Origin of the sequence: Erwinia mallotivora (assembly GCF_000590885.1) — a bacterium.
GTDB classification, from domain to species: domain Bacteria; phylum Pseudomonadota; class Gammaproteobacteria; order Enterobacterales; family Enterobacteriaceae; genus Erwinia; species Erwinia mallotivora.
On sequence record NZ_JFHN01000062.1, the window covers coordinates 16844 to 38834 of the forward strand.

19 protein-coding genes are annotated in these 21991 nt (G+C 56.6%); 9 read left to right on the top strand and 10 right to left on the bottom strand.

Annotated features, from left to right (window positions below):
• Positions 1-12 precede the first annotated feature (12 nt).
• The 3 genes from deoB to yjjJ all read left to right on the top strand — a co-directional run bounded on the left by deoB (position 13) and on the right by yjjJ (position 3504).
• On the top strand, positions 13-1236 hold the full coding sequence (gene deoB, locus BG55_RS16145) for a phosphopentomutase (protein WP_034939645.1): 1224 nt from the start codon (positions 13-15) through the stop codon (positions 1234-1236).
• A 39-nt stretch (positions 1237-1275) separates the two neighbouring features.
• Positions 1276-1995: a purine-nucleoside phosphorylase gene (gene deoD, locus BG55_RS16150; protein ID WP_034939647.1), complete on the top strand. Its 720-nt coding sequence runs from the start codon at positions 1276-1278 to the stop codon at positions 1993-1995.
• Positions 1996-2172: 177 nt separating this feature from the next.
• Positions 2173-3504: a type II toxin-antitoxin system HipA family toxin YjjJ gene (yjjJ, locus tag BG55_RS16155; protein WP_034939650.1), complete on the top strand. Its 1332-nt coding sequence runs from the start codon at positions 2173-2175 to the stop codon at positions 3502-3504.
• Positions 3505-3693: 189 nt separating this feature from the next.
• Here the strand turns inward: yjjJ and BG55_RS16160 are convergent, their stop codons facing one another.
• Positions 3694-4362 (bottom strand): YtjB family periplasmic protein, encoded by a 669-nt coding sequence (locus BG55_RS16160; RefSeq protein WP_034939652.1) that lies wholly within the window; start codon positions 4360-4362, stop codon positions 3694-3696.
• Positions 4363-4478: 116 nt separating this feature from the next.
• On the opposite strand from BG55_RS16160, the gene serB reads away from it, so the two are divergent.
• The 3 genes from serB to nadR all read left to right on the top strand — a co-directional run bounded on the left by serB (position 4479) and on the right by nadR (position 8179).
• Complete coding sequence (gene serB, locus BG55_RS16165) at positions 4479-5456, top strand: phosphoserine phosphatase (protein ID WP_034939655.1); 978 nt, start codon at positions 4479-4481, stop codon at positions 5454-5456.
• 9 nt (positions 5457-5465) lie between these two features.
• A complete protein-coding gene (gene radA, locus BG55_RS16170; protein ID WP_034939656.1) occupies positions 5466-6848 on the top strand; it encodes a DNA repair protein RadA in 1383 nt (460 codons plus the stop codon).
• Between the two features lie 104 nt (positions 6849-6952).
• Positions 6953-8179: a multifunctional transcriptional regulator/nicotinamide-nucleotide adenylyltransferase/ribosylnicotinamide kinase NadR gene (nadR, locus tag BG55_RS16175; RefSeq protein ID WP_034939659.1), complete on the top strand. Its 1227-nt coding sequence runs from the start codon at positions 6953-6955 to the stop codon at positions 8177-8179.
• A gap of 17 nt (positions 8180-8196) precedes the next feature.
• Here the strand turns inward: nadR and BG55_RS16180 are convergent, their stop codons facing one another.
• Complete coding sequence (locus BG55_RS16180; protein WP_034939663.1) at positions 8197-9198, bottom strand: zinc-binding alcohol dehydrogenase family protein; 1002 nt, start codon at positions 9196-9198, stop codon at positions 8197-8199.
• A gap of 97 nt (positions 9199-9295) precedes the next feature.
• Here BG55_RS16180 and BG55_RS16185 point away from each other — a divergent pair, with 97 nt between their 5' ends.
• Complete coding sequence (locus tag BG55_RS16185; protein WP_034939665.1) at positions 9296-10192, top strand: LysR family transcriptional regulator; 897 nt, start codon at positions 9296-9298, stop codon at positions 10190-10192.
• Between the two features lie 78 nt (positions 10193-10270).
• On the opposite strand, the gene ettA is transcribed toward BG55_RS16185, so the two are convergent.
• Together ettA and deoR are read right to left on the bottom strand one after the other, a co-directional pair.
• Positions 10271-11938: an energy-dependent translational throttle protein EttA gene (gene ettA / locus BG55_RS16190; protein WP_071995046.1), complete on the bottom strand. Its 1668-nt coding sequence runs from the start codon at positions 11936-11938 to the stop codon at positions 10271-10273.
• Positions 11939-12141: 203 nt separating this feature from the next.
• A complete protein-coding gene (gene deoR / locus BG55_RS16195) occupies positions 12142-12906 on the bottom strand; it encodes a DNA-binding transcriptional repressor DeoR (RefSeq protein ID WP_034939714.1) in 765 nt (254 codons plus the stop codon).
• Positions 12907-13178: 272 nt separating this feature from the next.
• On the opposite strand from deoR, the gene uxuA reads away from it, so the two are divergent.
• Positions 13179-14243 (top strand): mannonate dehydratase, encoded by a 1065-nt coding sequence (gene uxuA, locus BG55_RS16200; protein WP_034939669.1) that lies wholly within the window; start codon positions 13179-13181, stop codon positions 14241-14243.
• 69 nt (positions 14244-14312) lie between these two features.
• Positions 14313-15644 (top strand): gluconate:H+ symporter, encoded by a 1332-nt coding sequence (locus BG55_RS16205; RefSeq protein ID WP_034939672.1) that lies wholly within the window; start codon positions 14313-14315, stop codon positions 15642-15644.
• A 147-nt stretch (positions 15645-15791) separates the two neighbouring features.
• On the opposite strand, the gene urtE is transcribed toward BG55_RS16205, so the two are convergent.
• The 6 genes from urtE to BG55_RS16235 are packed head-to-tail and all read right to left on the bottom strand — an operon-like array spanning position 15792 to position 21986.
• A complete protein-coding gene (gene urtE / locus BG55_RS16210) occupies positions 15792-16490 on the bottom strand; it encodes an urea ABC transporter ATP-binding subunit UrtE (protein ID WP_034939673.1) in 699 nt (232 codons plus the stop codon).
• Position 16491: 1 nt separating this feature from the next.
• A complete protein-coding gene (urtD, locus tag BG55_RS16215) occupies positions 16492-17283 on the bottom strand; it encodes an urea ABC transporter ATP-binding protein UrtD (RefSeq protein ID WP_034939676.1) in 792 nt (263 codons plus the stop codon).
• Entirely contained in the window at positions 17276-18352 is a 1077-nt protein-coding gene (gene urtC, locus BG55_RS16220; RefSeq protein WP_034939679.1) for an urea ABC transporter permease subunit UrtC, read from the bottom strand. The genes urtD and urtC overlap by 8 nt, the downstream gene beginning before the upstream one ends.
• The gene (urtB, locus tag BG55_RS16225; RefSeq protein WP_034939716.1) at positions 18352-19926 is read right to left on the bottom strand and encodes an urea ABC transporter permease subunit UrtB; all 1575 of its coding nucleotides are present in this window, start codon (positions 19924-19926) and stop codon (positions 18352-18354) included. Before urtB ends, urtC begins: the two co-directional genes overlap by 1 nt.
• A gap of 53 nt (positions 19927-19979) precedes the next feature.
• A complete protein-coding gene (urtA, locus tag BG55_RS16230; protein ID WP_034939682.1) occupies positions 19980-21248 on the bottom strand; it encodes an urea ABC transporter substrate-binding protein in 1269 nt (422 codons plus the stop codon).
• 27 nt (positions 21249-21275) lie between these two features.
• On the bottom strand, positions 21276-21986 hold the full coding sequence (locus tag BG55_RS16235) for a GntR family transcriptional regulator (RefSeq protein ID WP_034939683.1): 711 nt from the start codon (positions 21984-21986) through the stop codon (positions 21276-21278).
• Positions 21987-21991 lie beyond the last annotated feature (5 nt).

Sequence of the window (21991 nt, forward strand, 5' to 3'; positions counted from 1 at the left end):
CAGGAGACGAGAATGAAACGTGCATTCATTATGGTGCTTGATTCTTTCGGAATCGGGTACAGCAAAGACGCTGATAAATTTGGCGATGCGGGTGCGGATACCCTGGGGCACATTGCGCAGGCGTGCTTCAACGGTGAGGCCGATAAAGGACGTAAGGGGCCGCTGCATCTGCCCAATCTGACCGCGCTGGGATTAGGTAAAGCGGCGCAAGAGTCCAGCGGGAAATTTCCGCCGGGGCTGGATGAGGCGGCTGAAATCACCGGCGCATATGCCTTTGCCAGCGAGCTGTCATCGGGCAAGGACACGCCATCGGGCCACTGGGAAATTGCCGGTGTGCCGGTGCTGTTCGACTGGGGTTATTTCACCGACAAAGAGAACAGCTTCCCGCAGGCGCTGCTGGATGAACTGGTGGAAAAAGCTGACCTGCCGGGATATCTGGGCAACTGCCACTCTTCTGGTACGGTGATCCTCGACCAGCTTGGCGAAGAACATATGCAAAGCGGCAAGCCGATTTTCTATACCTCCGCTGACTCCGTATTCCAGATTGCCTGTCACGAAGAGACGTTTGGCCTGGAGCGGCTTTACCAGCTGTGTGAAATCGCCCGTGAAGCCCTGACCGAAGGCGGCTATAACATCGGTCGGGTGATTGCGCGTCCGTTTACGGGTGCGAAAGCCGGGCAGTTTGAGCGCACGGGAAATCGCCACGATCTGGCCGTGGAACCGCCATCGCCTACCATCCTGAAAAAGCTGGTGGATGAAAAACAGGGTGAGGTGATTGCCGTTGGTAAGATTGCCGATATCTACGCCAACGTGGGCATCAGCAAAAAAGTGAAGGCCACCGGGCTGGATGCGCTGTTTGACGCCACCCTTGCAGAGATGAAAACGGCGGCGGATAACAGCATTGTCTTTACCAACTTCGTTGATTTTGACTCCACCTGGGGACACCGCCGCGACGTGGCAGGTTACGCGGGCGGACTGGAGCTGTTTGACCGCCGTCTGCCGGAGCTGATGGCGCTGGTGAAAGAGGGCGATATGCTGATCCTCACCGCCGATCACGGTTGCGACCCGACCTGGCCGGGAACCGAACATACCCGTGAGCATATTCCGGTGCTGATTTACGGACCGGGGATCGCGCCGGGTTCGCTGGGGCATCGTGACACCTTTGCGGACATTGGCCAGACTGTGGCTAACTATTTTGGCCTGACCCCGATGGAATATGGCAAAAGTATGCTGTAATCAGCGCAATTTACTGACCAGATAAGAAAAGGATAAAACATGGCAACGCCTCATATTAACGCTGAAATGGGTGATTTCGCTGACGTGGTACTGATGCCGGGCGATCCGCTGCGGGCTAAGCACATTGCGGAAACCTTTTTGCAGGACGCGGTAGAGGTCAACAATGTGCGCGGGATGCTGGGTTACACCGGCACTTACAAAGGCCGTAAAATTTCGGTGATGGGCCACGGTATGGGCATTCCTTCCTGCTCAATTTACGCCAAAGAGCTGATTACCGAATTCGGCGTCAAAAAGATTATCCGCGTTGGCTCCTGTGGCGCGGTGCGTGCCGATGTGAAACTGCGTGATGTGGTGATTGGCATGGGCGCATCCACCGATTCAAAAGTGAACCGGATGCGTTTCAAAGATCATGATTTTGCCGCCATTGCGGATTTTGATATGGTGCGCAACGCCGTAGACGCGGCGAAAGCGCTGGGCGTTCAGGCGCGGGTGGGTAATCTCTTTTCTGCCGACCTGTTCTACTCTCCGGACCCGCAGATGTTCGATGTGATGGAGAAATACGGCATTCTGGGCGTGGAAATGGAAGCGGCCGGGATCTACGGCGTGGCGGCAGAATTTGGGGCCAAAGCGTTAGCCATCTGTACCGTTTCCGATCATATCCGCAGCGGCGAACAGACCACCGCCGCAGAGCGCCAGACCACCTTCAGCGAGATGATCGAAATCGCGCTGGAGTCGGTGCTGCTGGGCGACAAAGCCTGATTTGACCGTTATCGATTTTGCTGACCGGTGCCTGCCGGTCAGCTGTTTCCAGCCTCGTCACCAAATTCTTCCTGCTATCTATTCATAATTTGACTGCGTCTGTATGAATTTTTCTTTTTTTTCATAAAAATAGATGGTAATTATCTATTCACGAATCTATTCAGATAACTATTCAGAATGAGTGATATCGACGCACTGTTACTGCCAGGCCCGATGGATGCGGCTGCGCTGATGGCCCGTCTGGGCGTCAGTCAGGCGACGCTCTCGCGACTGATTTCCGCTCAGCCACAGGTGCTGAAATACGGACGTGCCCGTGCCACACGTTATGCGCTGCTACGTCCATTGCGGGGCGAAAGCAGCTATCCGCTGTGGCAGGTGGATGAACAGGGGCGGGCAAATCGCGCCGGGCAGCTTTACAGCATCTGGCCTGCGGGCAGCTGCGTTGTGCAGCAGCGTGACGGCAGCTGGCAACATTTTGCGGGTCTGCCGTGGTATCTCAGTGACATGCGACCACAGGGCTTCCTCGGCAGGGCGTGGGGGCGGGAGTGCGCGCGGCAGCTTGACCTGCCGGAAGATGTTCGCCAGTGGAGTGATGAGCATCTGCTGATGGCGCTGACCTCATACGGCAGCGACCTTTCAGGCAACTGGCTGGCGGGTCAGCAAAGTTATCAGCGTTGGCTGCAACAGCCGGAGCCAGAGCCTGTGACCCGCCAGGAAAAGGCCGAAGCCTGGCCTCTGCTGGCTCAGAAGGTGCTGGCAGGGGAAGAAATCGGATCGTCAGCCGGGGGAGAGCAGCCTAAATTCACCTGTTATGCCGAACAGCACTCAGGTGAAAGGGCGCATCTGCTGGTGAAATTCACGCCAGCACAGCGTAACGCTAACAGCCAGCGCTGGTGTGATTTGTTAAAAGCGGAAGCACTGGCATTACAGCTATTGGCCGGGGCGGGAATGGCTGCGGCCGAGGCCAGTATCACCACGCTGGAAAGTGGTCAGGTGTTCCTTGAAGTGGTGCGTTTTGACCGTGCAGGTGCGCACGGCAGGCGCGGGCTGGTGTCTCTGGAAGCGGTGCAGGCAGAGTTTTGTGGCGCGCAACAGCGCTGGCCTCAGGCGTTGCAGGCGCTGCTGGCGCAGAAAAAAATCTCGTCCGAGGATGCAGCGCGCGGAACGCTGCAATGGGCGTTTGGCCGCCTGATCGCCAATGGCGATATGCACAGCGGCAATCTGGCCTTTTTCCCCACGTCGCCCCGGCTGACCCTGACCCCGGCGTATGACATGCTGCCGATGAGCCTGGCCCCCAACAGCGCGGGGTTTATGCGCGATACGGTGCCGGTCATTGCGCTGGATACCAGCGTGTCCGGAACCCTCTGGCGACGGGCGATGCCGCTGGCGCAACGTTACTGGCAAACCATTGCTGATTCAGACGCGTGGAGTGAGGGGTTCCGGCAACTGGCGGGCGATATGCAGCAGACGCTGAAGGCGCTGTTACCGCAAATTGAGCGGATGGCCTGAGCGCAACGGTTTGATCTGCACATTCTCAGATAGCGCATAACGTGCAGGCGGTGAGCTGATGGTCAAAGCTGAAGGCTGATTTATTGGTCATGTCGGGCGCAGCGCGCAGGCGCTTCATCTGCCGCGTGAGCGCTGCTGTTCTTCGCGCCGTGCTGGTCGTCTGTGCCAGTAACGGCGAAGGCCGCCGGGTTACGGTTTTTCCTGGCGGTCGGCGGGCGTCTCGCTACTGTCGGCGTTATCTTCCTGCACCGGTTTGTTCGCCGTCAGCAGGAAGGGGGATTGCTGCCAGCGGGTGCGGCGGTTACGCAGCAAGGTCCGGCTGAGGATGATGCCAATCGCCAGCGCCAGCAACATCATCAGCCGCAGAATGTTGGTGGTGTTGTCTACCTGGCGGGATTCCGTCACCAGAACGTGGGTATCCAGCGTGACACGCAGAAAACCACGTGGCCCTTCAGGGCTGTTCAGCGGTTCAACCAGTTGATGGTTAAAGTAGCTGCCCGCCCGCTGACCATCCAGCGCCAGCCGGTCACGCACGCCTATCGTCTCGCCGCTGTGCGCCAGCAGCGCACCATTGTCGTCATAAACCGATGCATCCAGAATGCGGCTGTCGTGGGTTAACTGGCTGAGGATCTCTTCGATTTTCTGCCGGTTATCGTCACCGTTTTCCATCAGCGGCGTCAGGCTGAACGCCACCTGGCGGGTCAGGGTACGGGCGAGTTCCTCCACCTGTCCGGAGCGCGCCATCTGGTGACCCAGGCTGAACCAGGAGGCACCCTGCATCAGCACCACCAGCAGAGCCAGGCAGATTAAGACGATTGCCGTGCGGTGCAGACGAAATTTTAGTTTGGCCTTTGCCATCTTTATCCTTCACAAAATAGGGTCGAACCGCCGTCCGTATTGACGCTTTATGTTGCCAGAAGCGGGCCTGACAGGGTAGCCTCTTGCGTGGTTAAAATGTCCTTACAGGAGCTGTAATGCCTAATAGTCTGACCTGGTGCGACCTGCCATCCGATATCTCACTCTGGCCGGTTTTACCCCTTTCTCTCAGCGGGGATGAAGTGATGCCGCTGGACTACCGCGCCGGTCATACTGGCTGGCTGCTGTACGGGCGCAGGCTGGATAAAAGCAGTCTCACGGCGTTACAGCATCAGTTGGGTGCCGCGCTGGTGATCGTCAGCGCCTGGCAGGTGGAAGATTATCATGTGGTGCGGCTGGCCGGTTCGCTGACGCCGCAGGCAACCCGTCTGGCGCATGAGGCGGGTCTGGACGTGGCCCCGCTGGGACACATTCCTCACCTGAAAACGCCCGGTCTGCTGGTGATGGATATGGACTCCACCGCCATTGAAATCGAGTGCATCGATGAGATTGCCCGCCTGGCGGGCAGCGGTGAGCGGGTGGCAGATGTCACCGAGCGGGCGATGCGGGGCGAGCTGGATTTTGCCGCCAGTCTGCGTGAGCGCGTGGCGACGCTGAAAGATGCCGATGCCGGTATTCTGAAACAGGTGCGCGACCGTCTGCCGCTGATGCCGGGGCTGGTTTCGTTGGTGCAAAAACTCCATGCGCTGGGCTGGCATGTGGCTATCGCCTCTGGCGGTTTTACTTATTTTGCGGAATATCTGCGCGATACCCTGCACCTGTCTGCCGTGGTGGCGAATCAGCTGGAAATCCGCGATGGCAAACTCACCGGAGAGGTGCTGGGTGATATCGTCGATGCGCAGTATAAAGCGGATACCCTGCAAAAGCTGGCCGAACGCTTTGAGATAGCCCCGGAGCAAACGGTGGCGATTGGCGACGGCGCGAATGATTTGCTGATGATTCAGGCTGCTGCGCTGGGTATCGCCTATCATGCCAAACCGAAAGTGAATGAAAAAACTGAAGTTATTATCCGTCATGCCGATTTAATGGGGGTGCTCTGTATCCTCAGCGGCAGCCTGATCCACGAAGAGCGTTAAGGGGTAGCTTTGGCCAAAGCGGCAAAACGCGCCTTTGTCTGTAACGAATGCGGCGCAGATTATCCTCGCTGGCAGGGGCAGTGCAGTGCCTGTCACGCCTGGAATACCATCACCGAGGTCCGGCTGGCGGCTTCGCCCGCAGCGGCACGTAACGAGCGGCTTTCGGGCTATGCCGGCAGTGCCGGTGTCAGTCGGGTGCAGAAGCTGTCAGAGGTCAGCCTTGAGGCGATGCCCCGTTTCAGCACCGGTTTTAAAGAGTTCGACCGGGTGTTAGGCGGCGGAGTGGTGCCGGGCAGTGCGATTCTGATCGGCGGAAACCCCGGCGCGGGCAAAAGTACCCTGCTGCTGCAAACCCTGTGCAAACTGGCCGAAGGAATGAAAACCCTTTACGTCACCGGCGAAGAGTCGCTGCAACAGGTGGCAATGCGCGCGCACCGGCTGGGCCTGCCGACAGAAAATCTCAATATGCTTTCGGAAACCAGCATTGAGCAGATCTGCCTGATTGCCGAACAGGAACAGCCAAAGCTGATGGTGATTGATTCCATCCAGGTGATGCACATGGCGGATATCCAGTCATCTCCCGGCAGCGTGGCGCAGGTGCGTGAAACCGCCGCTTATCTGACCCGCTTTGCCAAGACGCGCGGCGTGGCCATTGTGATGGTGGGGCATGTGACCAAAGATGGTTCGCTGGCGGGTCCCAAGGTGCTGGAGCACTGCATTGACTGCTCGGTGCTGCTGGATGGTGATGCCGATTCCCGCTTTCGTACCCTGCGCAGCCATAAAAACCGTTTTGGGGCGGTTAATGAGCTGGGGGTGTTTGCCATGACCGAGCAGGGCCTGCGCGAGGTCAGCAATCCTTCCGCCATCTTCTTAAGCCGGGGTGAGGAGATCACCTCCGGTAGCTCGGTCATGGTGCTGTGGGAAGGAACGCGGCCGCTGCTGGTGGAGATTCAGGCGCTGGTTGACCATTCGATGATGGGTAATCCGAGGCGCGTGGCGGTCGGGCTGGAACAGAATCGCCTGGCGATCCTGCTGGCGGTGCTGCACCGGCATGGCGGTCTGCAAATGGCGGATCAGGATGTCTTTGTTAACGTGGTTGGCGGCGTGAAGGTCAGCGAAACCAGCGCCGATCTGGCGCTGATGTTGTCGATGGTTTCCAGCCTGCGTGATCGTCCTTTACCTCAGGACCTGGTGGTATTTGGTGAGGTCGGGCTGGCCGGTGAGATCAGGCCGGTGCCAAGCGGCCAGGAGCGCATTTCTGAAGCGGCAAAACATGGCTTTCGCCGGGCGATTGTGCCTGCGGCCAATGTACCAAAGAAAATGCCGGAAAATATGAAGGTATACGGGGTGAAGAAGCTGGCCGATGCCCTGTCAGTTCTGGATGAGCTTTAAGGGTTCCAGGTGTAAGAGATGCTGTGCCTTCGGTTATCCCGCTGATTTGACGTAACATCATCACATAACTAAAATTTATTCGCCCTTTATGCAGGAGGCATCTGATGTCGTCTTTTGAGTACCTGAAAAACGCGATTCGCCAGCAGGGCTGCACCTTGCAGCAGGTGGCTGATGCCAGTGACATGACCAAGGGCTATCTCAGCCAGTTGCTGAACGCCAAAATTAAAAGCCCCAGCGCAAAAAAGCTGGAAGCCCTGCACCGTTTTCTTGGGCTGGAATTTCCGCGTCGGGAAAAAACGGTTGGCGTGGTTTTTGGCAAATTTTATCCGCTGCACACCGGCCATATTTATCTGATCCAGCGCGCCTGTAGCCAGGTGGATGAGCTGCATATCATCATGGGCTACGATGAATCACGCGACCGTAAGCTGTTTGAAGACAGCGCCATGTCACAGCAGCCGACGGTGAGCGATCGTCTGCGCTGGCTGCTGCAAACCTTCAAATATCAGAAGAACATTCGTATCCATTCTTTCAATGAAGAAGGGATGGAGCCCTATCCGCACGGCTGGGATGTCTGGAGTCGTGGCATTAACGAATTTATGCTGAATCAAGGCATCGTACCGAACCGGGTTTATACCAGCGAAGAGCCGGACGCACCGCAGTATCAGCAGCATCTGGGGATTGATACGGTGCTAATCGATCCGAAGCGCTCATTTATGAATATCAGCGGCACGCAGATCCGCCAGGATCCGTTCCGTTACTGGGAATATATTCCGACCGAAGTGAAGCCGTTCTTTGTGCGCACGGTGGCGATCCTTGGCGGTGAGTCGAGCGGCAAATCAACGCTGGTCAACAAGCTGGCTAACATTTTCAACACCACCAGCGCATGGGAGTTTGGCCGTGATTATGTCTTCTCTCATCTGGGCGGCGACGAGATGGCGCTGCAATATTCCGACTATGACAAAATCGCGCTGGGTCAGGCGCAGTATATTGATTTTGCAGTAAAATATGCCAACAAAGTGGCCTTTATCGACACTGACTTTGTCACCACACAGGCTTTCTGTAAAAAATATGAAGGCCGTGAGCATCCTTTCGTACAGGCGCTGATCGACGAGTATCGTTTCGACCTGGTGATCCTGGTAGAGAACAATGTGCCGTGGGTGGCTGACGGCCTGCGCAGCCTGGGCAGCTCGGTGGATCGTAAAGAGTTTCAGGCATTGCTGGTGTCGATGCTGGAGGAAAATAACATCACCTATCAGCATGTTGAGCAGGACAACTACGACGCGCGTTTTCTGCGCTGTGTCGATCTGGTGAAAGAGATGTTGGGGGCGTGAATCGCCCCCGTTGACGGTCACCAGGTGACCACCACCTTACCGCGCATATGGCCGTCCAGTACCAGGCGGTGCGCTTCAGTCAGGGTTTCCACACTCAGTCCGTGCAGCGTTTTGCTGAGCGACGTGGTGATTTTCCCTTCGTCCAGTAGCTTCGCGGTCTGATGCAGAATGTCACCCTGACGGCTGATATCCGGCGTGGTGAACATACTGCGGGTGAACATAAATTCAAAATGCAGTGAGGCGCTTTTCAGCTTCAGCTGTTCCATATTCAGGGGATGCTCATTTTCCACGATGGTGCAGATATGTCCCTGAGGGGCAATCAGCTTTGCCATCGTCTCCCAGTGGCCGTCGGTATCATTCAGACAGAAAATATAATCCACCTGTTTCAGGCCGTGTTTCTCCAGCTCTGCGGGCATATCTTTATAATCAATCACCATGTCAGCCCCACGATCCTTACACCATTGTGCTGAGTCGGGACGCGATGCGGTGGCGATGATGGTGACCTTGCTGTGCAGCCGGGCGAAAGGAATGGCCAGCGAGCCAACCCCGCCCGCACCGCCGACGATCAGTAAGGTTTTGCCTTCCTCAGCCTGGTCGATATGCAGCCGGTCAAACAACCCTTCCCACGCGGTGAGCGCGGTCAGCGGGATGGCGGCTGCCTCTGCCCAGTTCAGCGAGGTGGGTTTGTGGCTGACGATGCGCGCATCCACTAATTGCTGGCTGCTGTTACTGCCCGGACGGGTGATGTCCCCCGCATAGTAAACTTCGTCGCCAGGCCTGAAACCACTGACTTTACTGCCCACTTCCAGTACCACGCCGCTGGCATCCCAACCCAGAATACGCGGCTGTTGCAGACCACTCTTTTGTACACCCTTGTGCACTTTGGTATCCACCGGATTGACCGAGGCTGCGCGCACTTCCACCCGCAGATCGTAGTCGCCTGGAATGCAATTTTTTGCTTGAAATTCAAAAAATTGCTCCGGTTTTTCTGGATTAACAGCAATTGCTTTGATTGTCATAGCATATCTCCTTTGAGGTGTGTTATTCAGTGTAGAACCTCAGCGGACCGCTGATAATTCGTATAATGACTAACTAAGTGTTCGTTTCAGGTGAACAATGATGTTTAAACAACTCCAGGATATGGCGCTCTTCGCGCTGGTGGTTGAGTGCGGCAGTTTTACCGGTGCTGCCCGACGGGCTGAGTTGCCGAAATCCAGCGTCAGCCAGCGCATCAGCCAGCTTGAACAGGCGCTGGGGCTCCGCCTGCTTAATCGCACCACCCGCCAGCTAAACCTGACCTTTGCCGGAGAGCGCTACCTGGTGCATTGCCAGGAGATGTTGCAGGCCAGTGAAAGAGCCGCGATGGCAATTGAACGCCTGCGGGATAATCCCAGTGGCCGGTTACGTATCACTTCCCCGGCGGGGATAGGGGCGACGCTGCTGGCAAGGCTTAACGCCGCTTTTCAGCAGGCTTATCCGGATGTCACGCTGGAGGTGGCAGTTTCTGATGAGATGCAGGACCTGGTGCAGGATGGCTATGATATCGCCCTGCGCACCGGTGAACCGCAGGACTCATCGCTGATTGGGCGGCGAATTGGCTACAGCGAACGGCTGCTGGTGGCCTCTGCCGGCTATCTGGCAAAGTATCCGCCGATTACGCATCCACAGCAGCTGGCAGAACATCACTGCATTGCTCATCAGGCATGGGGCGAGTGGCTGTTGAAAAAGGGAGAAGAGTATTTTCGCTGGCTGCTGCCGTCCATCCATATGACCAATAATCTGGTTTATGCCCGCGAATGTGCGCTGAAAGACGGAGGCATTACCCTGTTGCCGCGCTTTCTCAGTGATGAGCTGCTGTCAGAGAAAAAGCTGGTGGAGGTGTTGCCGGAGTGGACGCCAGGCGGCAATGAACTCTGGCTGGTTTACCCCAGTCGTAAGCTTAACTCGCCTGCGCTGATCAGTTTTATTGATTATGCTTTGCAGTCACCGATACTGCGGGAATTTTATCAATAAGTGCAGGATGTGGGGAAAGGGCATCAGTGAAGGCACAAAGGATGAAAAAAGGCGGGAGAAGCTCTCCCGCCGGACAGGTTACTTAATCATACGTTTGTATTTAATACGTTTTGGCTCCAGGGCATCGGCCCCCAGCGTACGCTTCTTATACTCTTCGTATTCGGTAAAGTTTCCTTCGAAAAATTCGATTTTGCCCTCATCCTGGTAGTCGAGGATGTGGGTGGCGATACGGTCAAGGAACCAGCGGTCATGCGAGATAACCATCGCACAGCCCGGAAACTCCAGCAGGGCGTTTTCCAGCGCGCGCAGGGTTTCAATGTCCAGGTCGTTGGTTGGTTCATCGAGCAGCAGCATGTTGCCGCCAACCTGCAACAGTTTCGCCAGGTGCAGGCGACCACGCTCACCACCGGAGAGTTCACCCACGCGCTTGCCCTGATCGACGCCTTTAAAGTTAAAGCGCCCGACGTAGGCACGGCTTGGCATTTCAGTGGTGCCGATGCGCATGATGTCCTGCCCGCCGGACACCTCTTCCCAGACGGTTTTGCCGTTATCCATGCTGTCACGGAACTGATCGACCGACGCCAGTTTGACGGTTTCACCCAGCACAATACTGCCGGAATCCGGCTGTTCCTGGCCTGACATCATGCGGAACAGCGTGGATTTACCCGCGCCGTTAGGACCGATAATCCCGACAATCGCACCTTTCGGCACGGAGAAGGAGAGATCGTCAATCAGTACGCGGTCACCATAGGACTTACGCAGGTTGCTGACTTCCACCACTTTGTCACCCAGACGCGCGCCCGGTGGAATAAACAGTTCGTTGGTTTCGTTACGCTTCTGATATTCGGTGCTGTTAAGCTCTTCAAAGCGCGCCAGGCGGGCCTTGCCTTTTGACTGACGGCCTTTGGTGCCCTGACGAACCCACTCCAGCTCTTTCTCGATGGATTTACGGCGGGCCGCTTCGCTGGAAGCTTCCTGCGCCAGACGGGCATCTTTCTGTTCCAGCCAGGAGGAGTAGTTACCCTCCCACGGGATCCCCTCGCCACGGTCCAGCTCCAGGATCCAGCCTGCCACATTATCCAGGAAGTAACGGTCGTGGGTGATAGCTACCACAGTCCCTTCAAAGTCGTGCAGGAAGCGCTCCAGCCACGCCACGGATTCTGCATCCAGGTGGTTGGTCGGTTCGTCGAGCAGCAGCATATCGGGTTTTTCCAACAGCAGACGGCACAGCGCAACGCGACGACGTTCACCACCGGAAAGATTGGCAATTTTAGCCTCCCAGTCCGGCAGGCGCAGCGCGTCGGCGGCACGTTCCAGCTGGGTATTGAGGTTGTGGCCATCGTGCGCCTGAATAATCTCTTCCAGCCGTCCCTGTTCAGCCGCCAGCTTATCGAAATCGGCGTCCTCTTCGGCATAAAGTGCATACACTTCATCCAGACGCTTCAGCGCGCCCACCACTTCGGCCAGCGCTTCTTCCACCGACTCACGCACGGTGTGTTCAAGGTTAAGCTGCGGTTCCTGCGGCAGGTAGCCGATCTTAATGCCGGGCTGCGGGCGCGCTTCCCCTTCGATATCCTTGTCGATACCGGCCATGATGCGCAGCAGGGTGGATTTACCTGCGCCATTCAGACCCAGTACGCCGATTTTGGCACCGGGAAAAAAGCTCAGGGAGATATTTTTCAGGATATGGCGTTTCGGCGGAACCACCTTGCCGACGCGATGCATACTGTAGACGAATTGAGCCACGTAGGATAAGCCTCTTGCTGTCTGATAATAAGATGTAAACCGGGGCATCTGTTACCCGCTCAGGGGACGAAGTTTAGCTGGTTTCACCAGGTAATCACAGTCGCAGAACGTGATGACCGCAGGATAACCAGGCCATTTGTGTTTGCCGCCGCTAAGCGGTGAGCGGGGAAAAAGTCGAACGGACGGGTGGCTGCCTCAGCGGTTCAAAGATGTTGATGAACCACGCCGGATTGCTGTAAGCGCAGGGCGAGCGCTGCGGGTGCGGCTTCATCGCTGACAAAGCGGGTAAAAAGGTCGAGATCGCCAATCCGCACAGGCAGCACCTTGCCAAATTTGCTGCTGTCAGCCACCAGAATTTTTTGTCGTGCGCGCAGCAGGGCCTGATGTTTCATCGCCAGCTCATTAAGGTTGTAACAGGTTGCGCCCTGATCGGCATCAATACCCGCCGCAGAGATAAAGGCTTTGTCCGGACAAAGATTGTCCAGCACGGAACCCTGGCCCAGCGGCGTGAAAACCGCATTGTCACTGTGAAATTCGCCGCCGTTGAGAAACACCTGGCAGGCGGGCTTCTCTTTCAACGCCATAAAGGTATTCATCGCGCAGCAGACCGCGACAAATTCCAGCTGGTCGTCAATGGCATCAATCATCCACGGCAGGGTGGTGCCGCAGTCAAAAAACACCGTGTCGCCCGGGTCGATTAAGGTGGCGGCCAGCTGGCCCAGCCGGCGCTTCTTCTCCACGTTGTGGGTTTGCTTCTCGGAAACAAAATAGTGCCCGTGACTGTTTTTTGCACTGCTGACAATATAGCCGCCAAGGAGTGACACCACGGCACCTGTCTCACTGAGATCGCGACGGATGGTCATCTCAGAGACACTCAGCAGTTGGGCCGCCTCTCTGAGGTGGATTTTGTCGGTGCGTTGCAGCGCGAGCGCCAGTTTTTTTATGCGTTCATCGCGACGGGTTTCCATCTTTCTGCTTCCTGATTGATTGATAGCGGTTCCTGCCGGAAACCAGCCACAATTGAAGGCGTTGCGTACGTCAGGCAGGGAATGCATCTTAACCGCAAAAATTGCGCTGCCGCAAACGGCCCGGCAGGTTGCAGCATGGCTGCTGCAATCAGGGTTACCGCTGACAGGCAGATAACTGTGACGACGATCAATTCCCGCAAGGTTCATCAATCGACGTTTTTAATACTAGTATGGTAGCTTAAGGGCGACTTTTTCAGCTCAGGATAATGACTATGCAATTTACAATGCGTTGGTTTGGACCAGAGGAAGACCGCATCCCTCTGGAGCATATGCGGCAGGTGCCCGGCGTCGAAGGCGTGGTCGGGGCGCTGTACGATGTGCCGGTCGGCGAGGTCTGGCCGGAAGATAAAATTACGCAGCTGGTGGGCTTTGCCCATCAGGCCGGTCTGCAAATGGAAGTGATCGAGAGCGTCAATATTCATGATGACATCAAAATCGGCTGCGCCTCGCGCGATCGCTATATTGCAAATTATCAGCAAACCATTCGTAACCTGGCGAAACAGGGTATCAAAGTCATCTGTTATAACTTTATGCCGGTGTTCGACTGGATGAAGACCGACATGAACTACGTGCTGCCCGATGGTTCGCTGACCATGGCCTTTGAGAAAAAGGGTATTGATAAGAGCCTGGAAGAGGTGGTGCAGGAGGTGCTGGAGAGTGCCAATGGCTTTGCGCTGCCGGGCTGGGAACCGGAGCGACTGGCGAAAGTTAAAGAGCTTTTTGCCCGCTATCAGGATGTGGATGAAACGAAGCTGCGTGACAATCTGGCTTATTTTCTGCGGGCGGTGATCCCGGTCTGTGAAGAGGTGGGCATTAAAATGGCCATCCATCCTGACGATCCGCCTTATTCCATTTTTGGCCTGCCGCGTATTGTGAAGAACCGTGACGATCTTGACTGGATATGTCGGGCGGTGGATTCAGAGGCTAACGGTATTACCCTGTGTACCGGGTCGATCGCCGAAGATCCTGATAACGATGTGTATGCCATTCTGGCTGAATTTACCCGACGTAAACGCATTCCTTTTGCCCATGTGCGTAACATCAAGCTGATCCAGGATAAGGATTTTTATGAGTGCGCACACCCCACGCAATATGGTTCGCTGGATATGTTCCGGGTGATGAAGGCGCTGTATGACAACGGTTTTGACGGTTATATTCGCCCGGATCACGGACGTTTTATCTGGGGAGAAACCGGCCGTCCCGGCTATGGTCTGTATGACCGGGCGTTAGGGGTGACCTATTTGCTGGGGCTGTGGGAAGCCTTACAAAAAAGTTAAGGGAGAGCGTGGCAGACAGTGGCGTTATTGTTTGCCATCACTGAGTAAAATTTGCATACAGGGAAATATATGACACCTTTTATTGCGCTTTTCTGGGTGCTGGTCGGGATTGGCCTGCTAATCATACTCAATCTGAAATTTAAATTTCATAATATCTTTGCTTTACTGATTGCAGGTATTTTTATTGCCATCATGGAAGGCATTCCCGTCAATAAAATAGTTCCCATTGTCCAGCAGGGGCTGGGCAGTATTATGGGGCATCTGGCACTGATTATTATTTTCGGGGCAATCATCGGTAAGTTTATGACCGACTCCGGAGCCAGCCAGCAGATTGCAGACACCGTGATCAGAAAATGCGGCACGCGGTTTCTTGCGGTGGGTTTAATGTTTATCGGCGTGGTATTTGGTATTGCGATGTTTTATGAGGTCGCTTTTCTGATAGCTATGCCGCTGGTGATGAATATCGCTAAAAAGGCCGATATTCCTTATATGAAGCTGGTTGTCCCAACGGTAGTGGGCGCCACAATGGGACACAGCCTGTTTCCCCCTCAGCCTGGTCCGGTTGCGCTGGTGGGCGTGTTTAATGCGGATATTGTGCAGGTCTATATTTATGGTGCGATTGTTCTGATCCCCGCTCTGTTCTGTGCGGGTATTTTGCTTCCACGATTGTTGCCGGGAATTGCCAGAATTCCTTTGAACGCGATGATTAAACCTGTTGAAGAGAAACCGGCAGATGCGTTGCCGTCTTTCTTTATCAGCATGATGATCCCGCTGATCCCGGCGGTGTTGATGATCCTCGCATCAGTTATTAAACCGATCATGGGTAAAACCTCCTTACCTGGGCAGCTGTGTGATTTCCTCGGCAGTGCTGAGATCAGTATGTTGCTGGCAACGATGGCCGCCATCTGGTTTCTTGGCTTACGTCGTGGCGCTACCGCCAGCGATATTACGCACCGCGTCAGCGATTCCATCTCGCGTATTGCCAATGTACTGTTTGTGATCAGTGCCGGTGGGATAATTAAGCAGGTGATTATTGAGTCCGGGGTGGGCGACCATATTGTCGATGTGATGAGCGATGTCAGCCTGTCGCCGTTTATTATTGCGTGGATCATTACCGCGATTATCCGCATCCTGACCGGACAGGGTGCGGTGGCGGCGATCACTTCTGCGGGCATTGTGGCTCCAATGATCGATGCCTTCCATCTCAATCCGGCACTGATGGTGCTGGCCGTGGCCTGTGGCAGCAATACCATTACGCTGATGTATGACGGCGGTTTCCTGCTGTTTAAAGAGACGTTTGGTATATCAATGAAGGACACCTTCAAAACCTGGGGATTGCTGGAGTTGATTAATTCAGTGGTCGGTTTACTGGCGGTGATTGCGCTCAGCTGGGTGGTTTAATTTTCTGTTTGAATATGCGGTGATAAGGGCAGTGGTTATCATCGTAGGTTCAGGTCGCTCCCGAAAGAGTCGGCGCGTCGGCTGGACTGCGTTTCGAGGTCAATTGGAATATCAGGGAGCCGTGACTCGCTTATGGCTCCCTGTCGGTCAAATCGCCACCAGCCGCCTGACGCCATCGGCTTCCATCGTCTCTCCTCGTCCCCGCTGGATAATTTCACCGCGTGACATCACCAGATAGCTGTCGGCCAGTCCGGCGGCAAAATCATAGAACTGCTCGACCAGCAGGATTGCCATATCGCCGCGCTGCGACAGCTGACGGATTACCGTGCCAATCTCTTTAATCACCGAGGGCTGGATGCCTTCCGTTGGCTCATCAAGGATCAGCAACCGGGGCTGGCAGGCTAGCGCCCGACCAATCGCCAGCTGCTGCTGCTGTCCACCGGAAAGATCGCCGCCGCGCCGCTGTTTCATCTCTTTCAGCACCGGGAACAGCTGCCAGATCTCCTCCGGCACCTGCCTGGCCTGCGCCCCGGAAAAACGCGCCAGCCCCATCAGCAGATTCTCTTCCACCGTCAGACGCGGAAAAATCTCGCGTCCCTGGGGAACATAAGCTATCCCCGCCTGCACCCGCTGATGGGGCTTACGGCCGTTGATGACGCTATCCTGCCAGCGAATCGTGCCGGATTTGGCCGGGATCAGCCCCATCAGACATTTCAGCAGGGTGGTTTTGCCCACGCCGTTACGGCCCAGCAGACAGGTAATTTCTCCGGGACGCACATCAAAGGAGAGCCCGCGCAGAATATGACTGCCGCCATAGTATTGATTCAGTTCAGAAACCTGTAACATCTCAGCGCCCCAGATAAACGTCGATAACCTGTTCATTCGCCTGCACCTCGCGCAGCGAACCCTCAGCCAGTACCTGCCCCTGGTGCAGCACGGTGACATGGTCAGCGATGGTCTCGACAAAGCCCATATCGTGCTCCACCACCATCAGCGAATGCCGTCCCGCCAGATTTTTAAACAGCTCGGCGGTGTATTCGGTCTCCGCGTCGGTCATGCCTGCCGCAGGTTCATCCAGTAACAGCAGATGAGGGTCCTGCACCAGCAGCATGCCAATCTCCAGAAACTGTTTCTGCCCGTGTGATAACAGGCCGGCGAGGCGACGATGCTCGTTACCCAGTCGCAACAGCGTGAGGGTTTCGGCGATGCGGTCCTGTTGTTCGCTGTTCAGCTTGCTGCGCAGACAGGCGAGGACTGACTTATCGTCCTTCAGCGCAATTTCGAGGTTTTCCGCCACCGTCAGTGCTTCGAACACCGTCGGTTTCTGGAACTTGCGGCCAATGCCGATACGGGCAATCTCCACCGGCGACAGGGTGGTGAGATCGGTGCTCTGGTCGTACAGCACCCGGCCACTGTCCGGCCGGGTTTTGCAGGTGATCACATCCATCAGCGTGGTTTTCCCCGCGCCATTGGGGCCGATCACGCAGCGAAGCTCACCGACGCCGATATTCAGCGACAGCGCGTTCAGCGCCCGAAACCCCTCAAAGGAAACCGTAATATTTTCCAGCAGCAGCAGCGGGTCGCTTTGCTGACGATACCGGTCTGCACGATGGGGCTGGGTAAAAAGTGGCTCACTCATGTTTCCTCCGGCGCAGCAGGCCAATGACGCCTCGTGGCAGGAACAGCGTCACAAGGATGAACATCAACCCTAAAAAAAACAGCCAGTATTCCGGGAAGGCGACGGTAAACCAGCTTTTGGCACCGTTAACAATTCCGGCACCCAGCAGCGGGCCAATCAGCGTACCGCGCCCGCCCAGTGCCACCCAGATAGCGGCTTCAATCGAGTTGGTGGGCGACATTTCGCCGGGATTGATAATGCCCACCTGCGGCACATAGAGCGCACCGGCCAGACCACAGAGGATGGCCGACAGGGTCCAGACGAACAGCTTGAAACCTTTTGGATCATAGCCGCAGAACATCAGGCGGTTTTCCGCGTCGCGAACGGCGGTCAGCACCCGGCCAAACTTACTGCGCGCCAGCGCAAAACCGACCGCCAGGCTTAATACCAGCAGCAGCACGGTGGCGATAAACAGGCCGATGCGGGTATGGATAGCGGTCACCGGAAAGCCCAGCAGGGTGGTAAAACCGGTGAAACCGTTATTACCGCCAAAGCCGGTTTCATTGCGAAAAAACAGCAGCATCCCGGCGTACGTCAGTGCCTGGGTGATAATCGAAAAATAGACGCCTTTGATTCTGGAGCGAAAGGCAAACCAGCCAAACACCAGAGCCAGCAGTCCTGGCACCAGCGCGGCCAGGCACAGCGCCCAGGCAAAGTGCTGTGTACCGGCCCAGAACCACGGCAGGCGATCCCACGACAGGAACGACATAAAGGCAGGCAGCCCGTCTCCGGCGGCCTGACGCATCAGATACATCCCCATCGCATAACCGCCCAGCGCAAAGAATAAGCCATGACCCAGCGACAACAGCCCGGCATAGCCCCAGACCAGGTCCAGCGCCACGGCGACAATGGCATAGCAGAGAATTTTGCCCACCAGCGTCAGCGTCCAGCTGGATACCGCCAGCGGATTTTCTGTCGGCAGCAGCGCCAGGAAGGGCAGCACCAGCAGGATCAACAGGGCCAGCAGGCCGACAGCGATACTGAGGCGCGGGGCTTTTTCAGCCAGCGAGAGCGTTACAGTTTGAGCCATCAGTCGGTCACCCTCCCTTTAACGGCGAACAGTCCCTGGGGGCGTTTCTGGATAAACAGCACGATCAGCACCAGGATCAGGATTTTGCCGAGTACCGCACCAATTTGCGGTTCCAGCACCTTGTTAAGAATGCCCAGCCCGAAGGCGGCCACCACCGTGCCGGCCAGCTGTCCGACGCCGCCGGTCACCACCACCAGGAAGGAGTCGATAATGTAGCCCTGGCCTAACTCCGGGCCGACATTACCCAGCTGCGACAGCGCCACGCCGCCGAGGCCGGCGATGCCGGAACCCAGCCCGAAGGCCAGCATATCCACCCGGCCTGTTGCCACGCCGCAGCAGTCGGCCATCGCCCGATTTTGCGTCACCGCCCGCACGTTCAGGCCCAGCCGGGTTTTGTTCAGCAGCAGCCAGGTGAGGAGCAGCACCGCAAAGACAAACAGGATAACCACGATGCGGTTATACGGCAGCACCAGGTTGGGCAGCAGCTGGATACCGCCGGATAACCACGGTGGATTAGCCACTTCCAGGTTCTGACTGCCAAACAGCATCCGCACCAGCTGGATCAGCATCAGGCTGATCCCCCAGGTCGCCAGCAGTGTCTCCAGCGGGCGGCCATACAGATGGCGGATGACGGTTCTTTCCAGCACCATGCCGATGGTGGCGGTGATGATAAAGGCTACCGGCAGCGCCAGCAGGGGATAAAGCGCCAGCCACTCCGGCGCGTAGCGCTGAAACAGCGTCTGCACCAGCCAGGTGGCGTACGCGCCAAGCATCAACATTTCGCCATGGGCCATATTGATCACGCCGAGCAGGCCGTAGGTGATCGCCAGCCCCAGCGCCGCCAGCAGCAGCACTGAACCCAGCGACAGGCCGGTAAATGCCTGGCCCAGCAAATCCCCCCACAGCAGCCGCTGTTTTATCTGCTTAAGCCCGTCACTGGCGGCGGCGCGTACCGCTGCATCCGGCTCGTTCTGTGGCTGGCTCAGACGCAAAAGCGTGGCTTCGGTTTGCGGATCGCTGGTCTCACTAAGCAGTTGCACCGCCCGCAGCCGTACCTGTGGGCTGGCATCCGCTACCTGCAAACCGGCAACGGCCTGAGCCAGCACCGCATGGACTGCGCTGTCCCGTTCAGAGGCCAGTTGTCGGCTCAGCAGCGGAAGCTGCGCGGCTTCGGCATCATTTTGCAACTGACGCGCGGCCGCCAGGCGGTTATCGCGGTTATCGCTGAGCAACTGATGCGCGGCGAGCGTGGTGGCAATCTGCACGCGCAGCCGGTTGTTAATAAACAGTTTTTTGGTACTGCCCGTGGGCTGCAACGCGCTGTCGAGGGCGGTCAGTTTGCCGTCTGCTTCGCTGAACGGCTGCTTATTCTCATCCAGCACCACGTTTTCCTGCTTTAAGGCGTGAAGAAAAGCGGTGCGCGAGCTATCCGGCGCGGCGGCCCACTGCTGAAGCAGGCGGATTTGGTCGCTGCGGCTGGCGCTGGCGAAGTCTGCTGCGGGTCCGGCAAAGGCCGCCAGCGGGATCAGCAGGCACAGCGCCACCAGCTGCGAAAACAGTCGCTGTATGTTCATCGCAATGTCCATTCATGTTGCGGGTGAAGGGCGGGAAACCCCGCCCGTGATTTTTAATGCGTTGTTTTCACCGGACTATCTGGTTTTTTGTCGTTACCGGGGATATACGGGCTCCACGGCTGGGCACGCACCGGTTTGTCGGTCTGCCATACCACGTTGAACTGACCGTTATCTTCGATTTCGCCAATCATCACCGGCTTGTGCAGGTGGTGGTTGCTGTTGTCCATCGTCAGGGTAAAGCCATCCGGCGCGTTAAAGGTTTGCCCGGCCATTGCCGCACGGACTTTGTCCACATCGGTGCTGCCCGCTTTTTCCACCGCCTGCGCCCACATATGAATGCCAACGTATGTTGCCTCCATCGGGTCGTTGGTCACGGCGGTGCTGTAGTTCGGCAGATTGTGGGCTTTGGCGTAAGCGCGGTAGTCAGCGACAAATTTCTTGTTGACCGGGTTATCCAGCGATTCGAAGTAGTTCCACGCGGCCAGGTTGCCGACCAGCGGTTTGGTGTCAATACCGCGCAGCTCCTCTTCGCCTACCGAGAAGGCGACCACCGGAACGTCGGTGGCTTTAATGCCCTGATTAGCCAGCTCTTTATAGAAGGGGACGTTGGAGTCGCCGTTGATGGTGGAAACCACCGCCGTTTTGCCTGCCGCCGAGAATTTTTTGATGTTGGCAACGATGGTCTGATAGTCGCTGTAGCCAAAGGGCGTGTAGACCTCTTCAATGTCGCTGTCCTTCACCCCCTTGCTGTGCAGGAAGGCGCGCAGGATCTTATTGGTGGTGCGTGGATAGACGTAGTCGGTGCCGAGCAGGAAGAAGCGTTTTGCACTGCCGCCGTCCTCGCTCATCAGGTATTCCACCGCCGGAATCGCCTGCTGGTTAGGCGCAGCGCCGGTATAGAAGACGTTTGGCGACATCTCTTCGCCTTCATACTGCACCGGATAGAACAGCAGGCCGTTCAGCTCTTCAAACACCGGCAGCACCGATTTACGCGAAACCGATGTCCAGCAGCCAAAGACGGCGGCGACTTTGTCCTGCGTCAGCAGCTGGCGGGCTTTTTCGGCAAACAGCGGCCAGTTCGATGCCGGATCCACCACCACCGGCTGCAATTTTTTCCCCAGCACGCCGCCCTTCGCGTTGATCTCATCAATGGTCATCAGCGCCACATCTTTCAGCGGCGTTTCTGAGATAGCCATGGTGCCGGACAGCGAAGAGAGAATACCGACTTTAATGGTGTCCGCAGCCTGCGCACCCCAGCTGAACCCGATACTCATCGCCGTGGCGGTGAGCGCAAAAGCTTTAAGCAAAGAACGTCTTTTCATCTGGCGAATCCTCTGGATGTTGTTGAATTAGTTGGATGAATCCGGTTGAAGCCTTGCCTGGTGTAGCCGGTGTAAAGTGATTTTTCTGACTTCAGCCTTACTGACGGAAATATGGTCAGTCAGAATGCGCTGTGCCTCCTCATGGTGTTGCTGCATAACCGCCTGTAAAATCAGGGTATGTTCGTGATACGTTGCCGCGATGCGATCCTCCCGGGTGAAGTCAAGGCGACGAATAATGCGAATTTTTTCGGTCAGTCCGGCGTGAATGCGCGCCATCTCGCGGTTGCCCGTGGCGGCCACCAGCGCCATATGGAACGCCTCATCGTGCAGGGAAACGGTTTTGCCATCCTGTTCACGGGGCGCGGTTACCCAGAAGTGATGCAGTTCAGCGAGCAGCTCACCGGCCTCGCCGGAGGGCAGGGCGCAGAGACGGCGAACCGCTTCGCACTCCAGCACAATGCGCAGGTCGTACAGTTCCTCAAAGTATTCGAAGTCAAACTGACGCACCTGCCAGCCGCTGCGAAACCACACCTCGACATAGCCTTCACGCTCCAGCCAGAACAGTGCCTGACGAACCGGCGTGCGGCTCACCGCCATTCTTTCCGCCATTTCACTCTCGCTGAAGCGGTCGCCCGGCATCAGACGAAAATCAAAAATGTCGTTTTTGATGGTCTGGTAGACTTTTTCCGCCAGTGCTTCCGGACGGCCTTTGTTGCCTTTTGACTGATGCGCCTGCATGTTCA

What these genes read in the sequence shown, in the direction of transcription:
- deoB (WP_034939645.1), top strand. Translation starts at nt 13, where the DNA reads ATGAAACGTGCATTCATTATGGTGCTTGATTCTTTCGGAATCGGGTAC.
- deoD (WP_034939647.1), top strand. Translation starts at nt 1,276, where the DNA reads ATGGCAACGCCTCATATTAACGCTGAAATGGGTGATTTCGCTGACGTG.
- yjjJ (WP_034939650.1), top strand. Translation starts at nt 2,173, where the DNA reads ATGAGTGATATCGACGCACTGTTACTGCCAGGCCCGATGGATGCGGCT.
- BG55_RS16160 (WP_034939652.1), bottom strand. Translation starts at nt 4,362, where the DNA reads ATGGCAAAGGCCAAACTAAAATTTCGTCTGCACCGCACGGCAATCGTC.
- serB (WP_034939655.1), top strand. Translation starts at nt 4,479, where the DNA reads ATGCCTAATAGTCTGACCTGGTGCGACCTGCCATCCGATATCTCACTC.
- nadR (WP_034939659.1), top strand. Translation starts at nt 6,953, where the DNA reads ATGTCGTCTTTTGAGTACCTGAAAAACGCGATTCGCCAGCAGGGCTGC.
- BG55_RS16180 (WP_034939663.1), bottom strand. Translation starts at nt 9,198, where the DNA reads ATGACAATCAAAGCAATTGCTGTTAATCCAGAAAAACCGGAGCAATTT.
- BG55_RS16185 (WP_034939665.1), top strand. Translation starts at nt 9,296, where the DNA reads ATGATGTTTAAACAACTCCAGGATATGGCGCTCTTCGCGCTGGTGGTT.
- deoR (WP_034939714.1), bottom strand. Translation starts at nt 12,906, where the DNA reads ATGGAAACCCGTCGCGATGAACGCATAAAAAAACTGGCGCTCGCGCTG.
- uxuA (WP_034939669.1), top strand. Translation starts at nt 13,179, where the DNA reads ATGCAATTTACAATGCGTTGGTTTGGACCAGAGGAAGACCGCATCCCT.
- BG55_RS16205 (WP_034939672.1), top strand. Translation starts at nt 14,313, where the DNA reads ATGACACCTTTTATTGCGCTTTTCTGGGTGCTGGTCGGGATTGGCCTG.
- urtE (WP_034939673.1), bottom strand. Translation starts at nt 16,490, where the DNA reads ATGTTACAGGTTTCTGAACTGAATCAATACTATGGCGGCAGTCATATT.
- urtD (WP_034939676.1), bottom strand. Translation starts at nt 17,283, where the DNA reads ATGAGTGAGCCACTTTTTACCCAGCCCCATCGTGCAGACCGGTATCGT.
- urtC (WP_034939679.1), bottom strand. Translation starts at nt 18,352, where the DNA reads ATGGCTCAAACTGTAACGCTCTCGCTGGCTGAAAAAGCCCCGCGCCTC.
- urtB (WP_034939716.1), bottom strand. Translation starts at nt 19,926, where the DNA reads ATGAACATACAGCGACTGTTTTCGCAGCTGGTGGCGCTGTGCCTGCTG.
- urtA (WP_034939682.1), bottom strand. Translation starts at nt 21,248, where the DNA reads ATGAAAAGACGTTCTTTGCTTAAAGCTTTTGCGCTCACCGCCACGGCG.
- BG55_RS16235 (WP_034939683.1), bottom strand. Translation starts at nt 21,986, where the DNA reads ATGCAGGCGCATCAGTCAAAAGGCAACAAAGGCCGTCCGGAAGCACTG.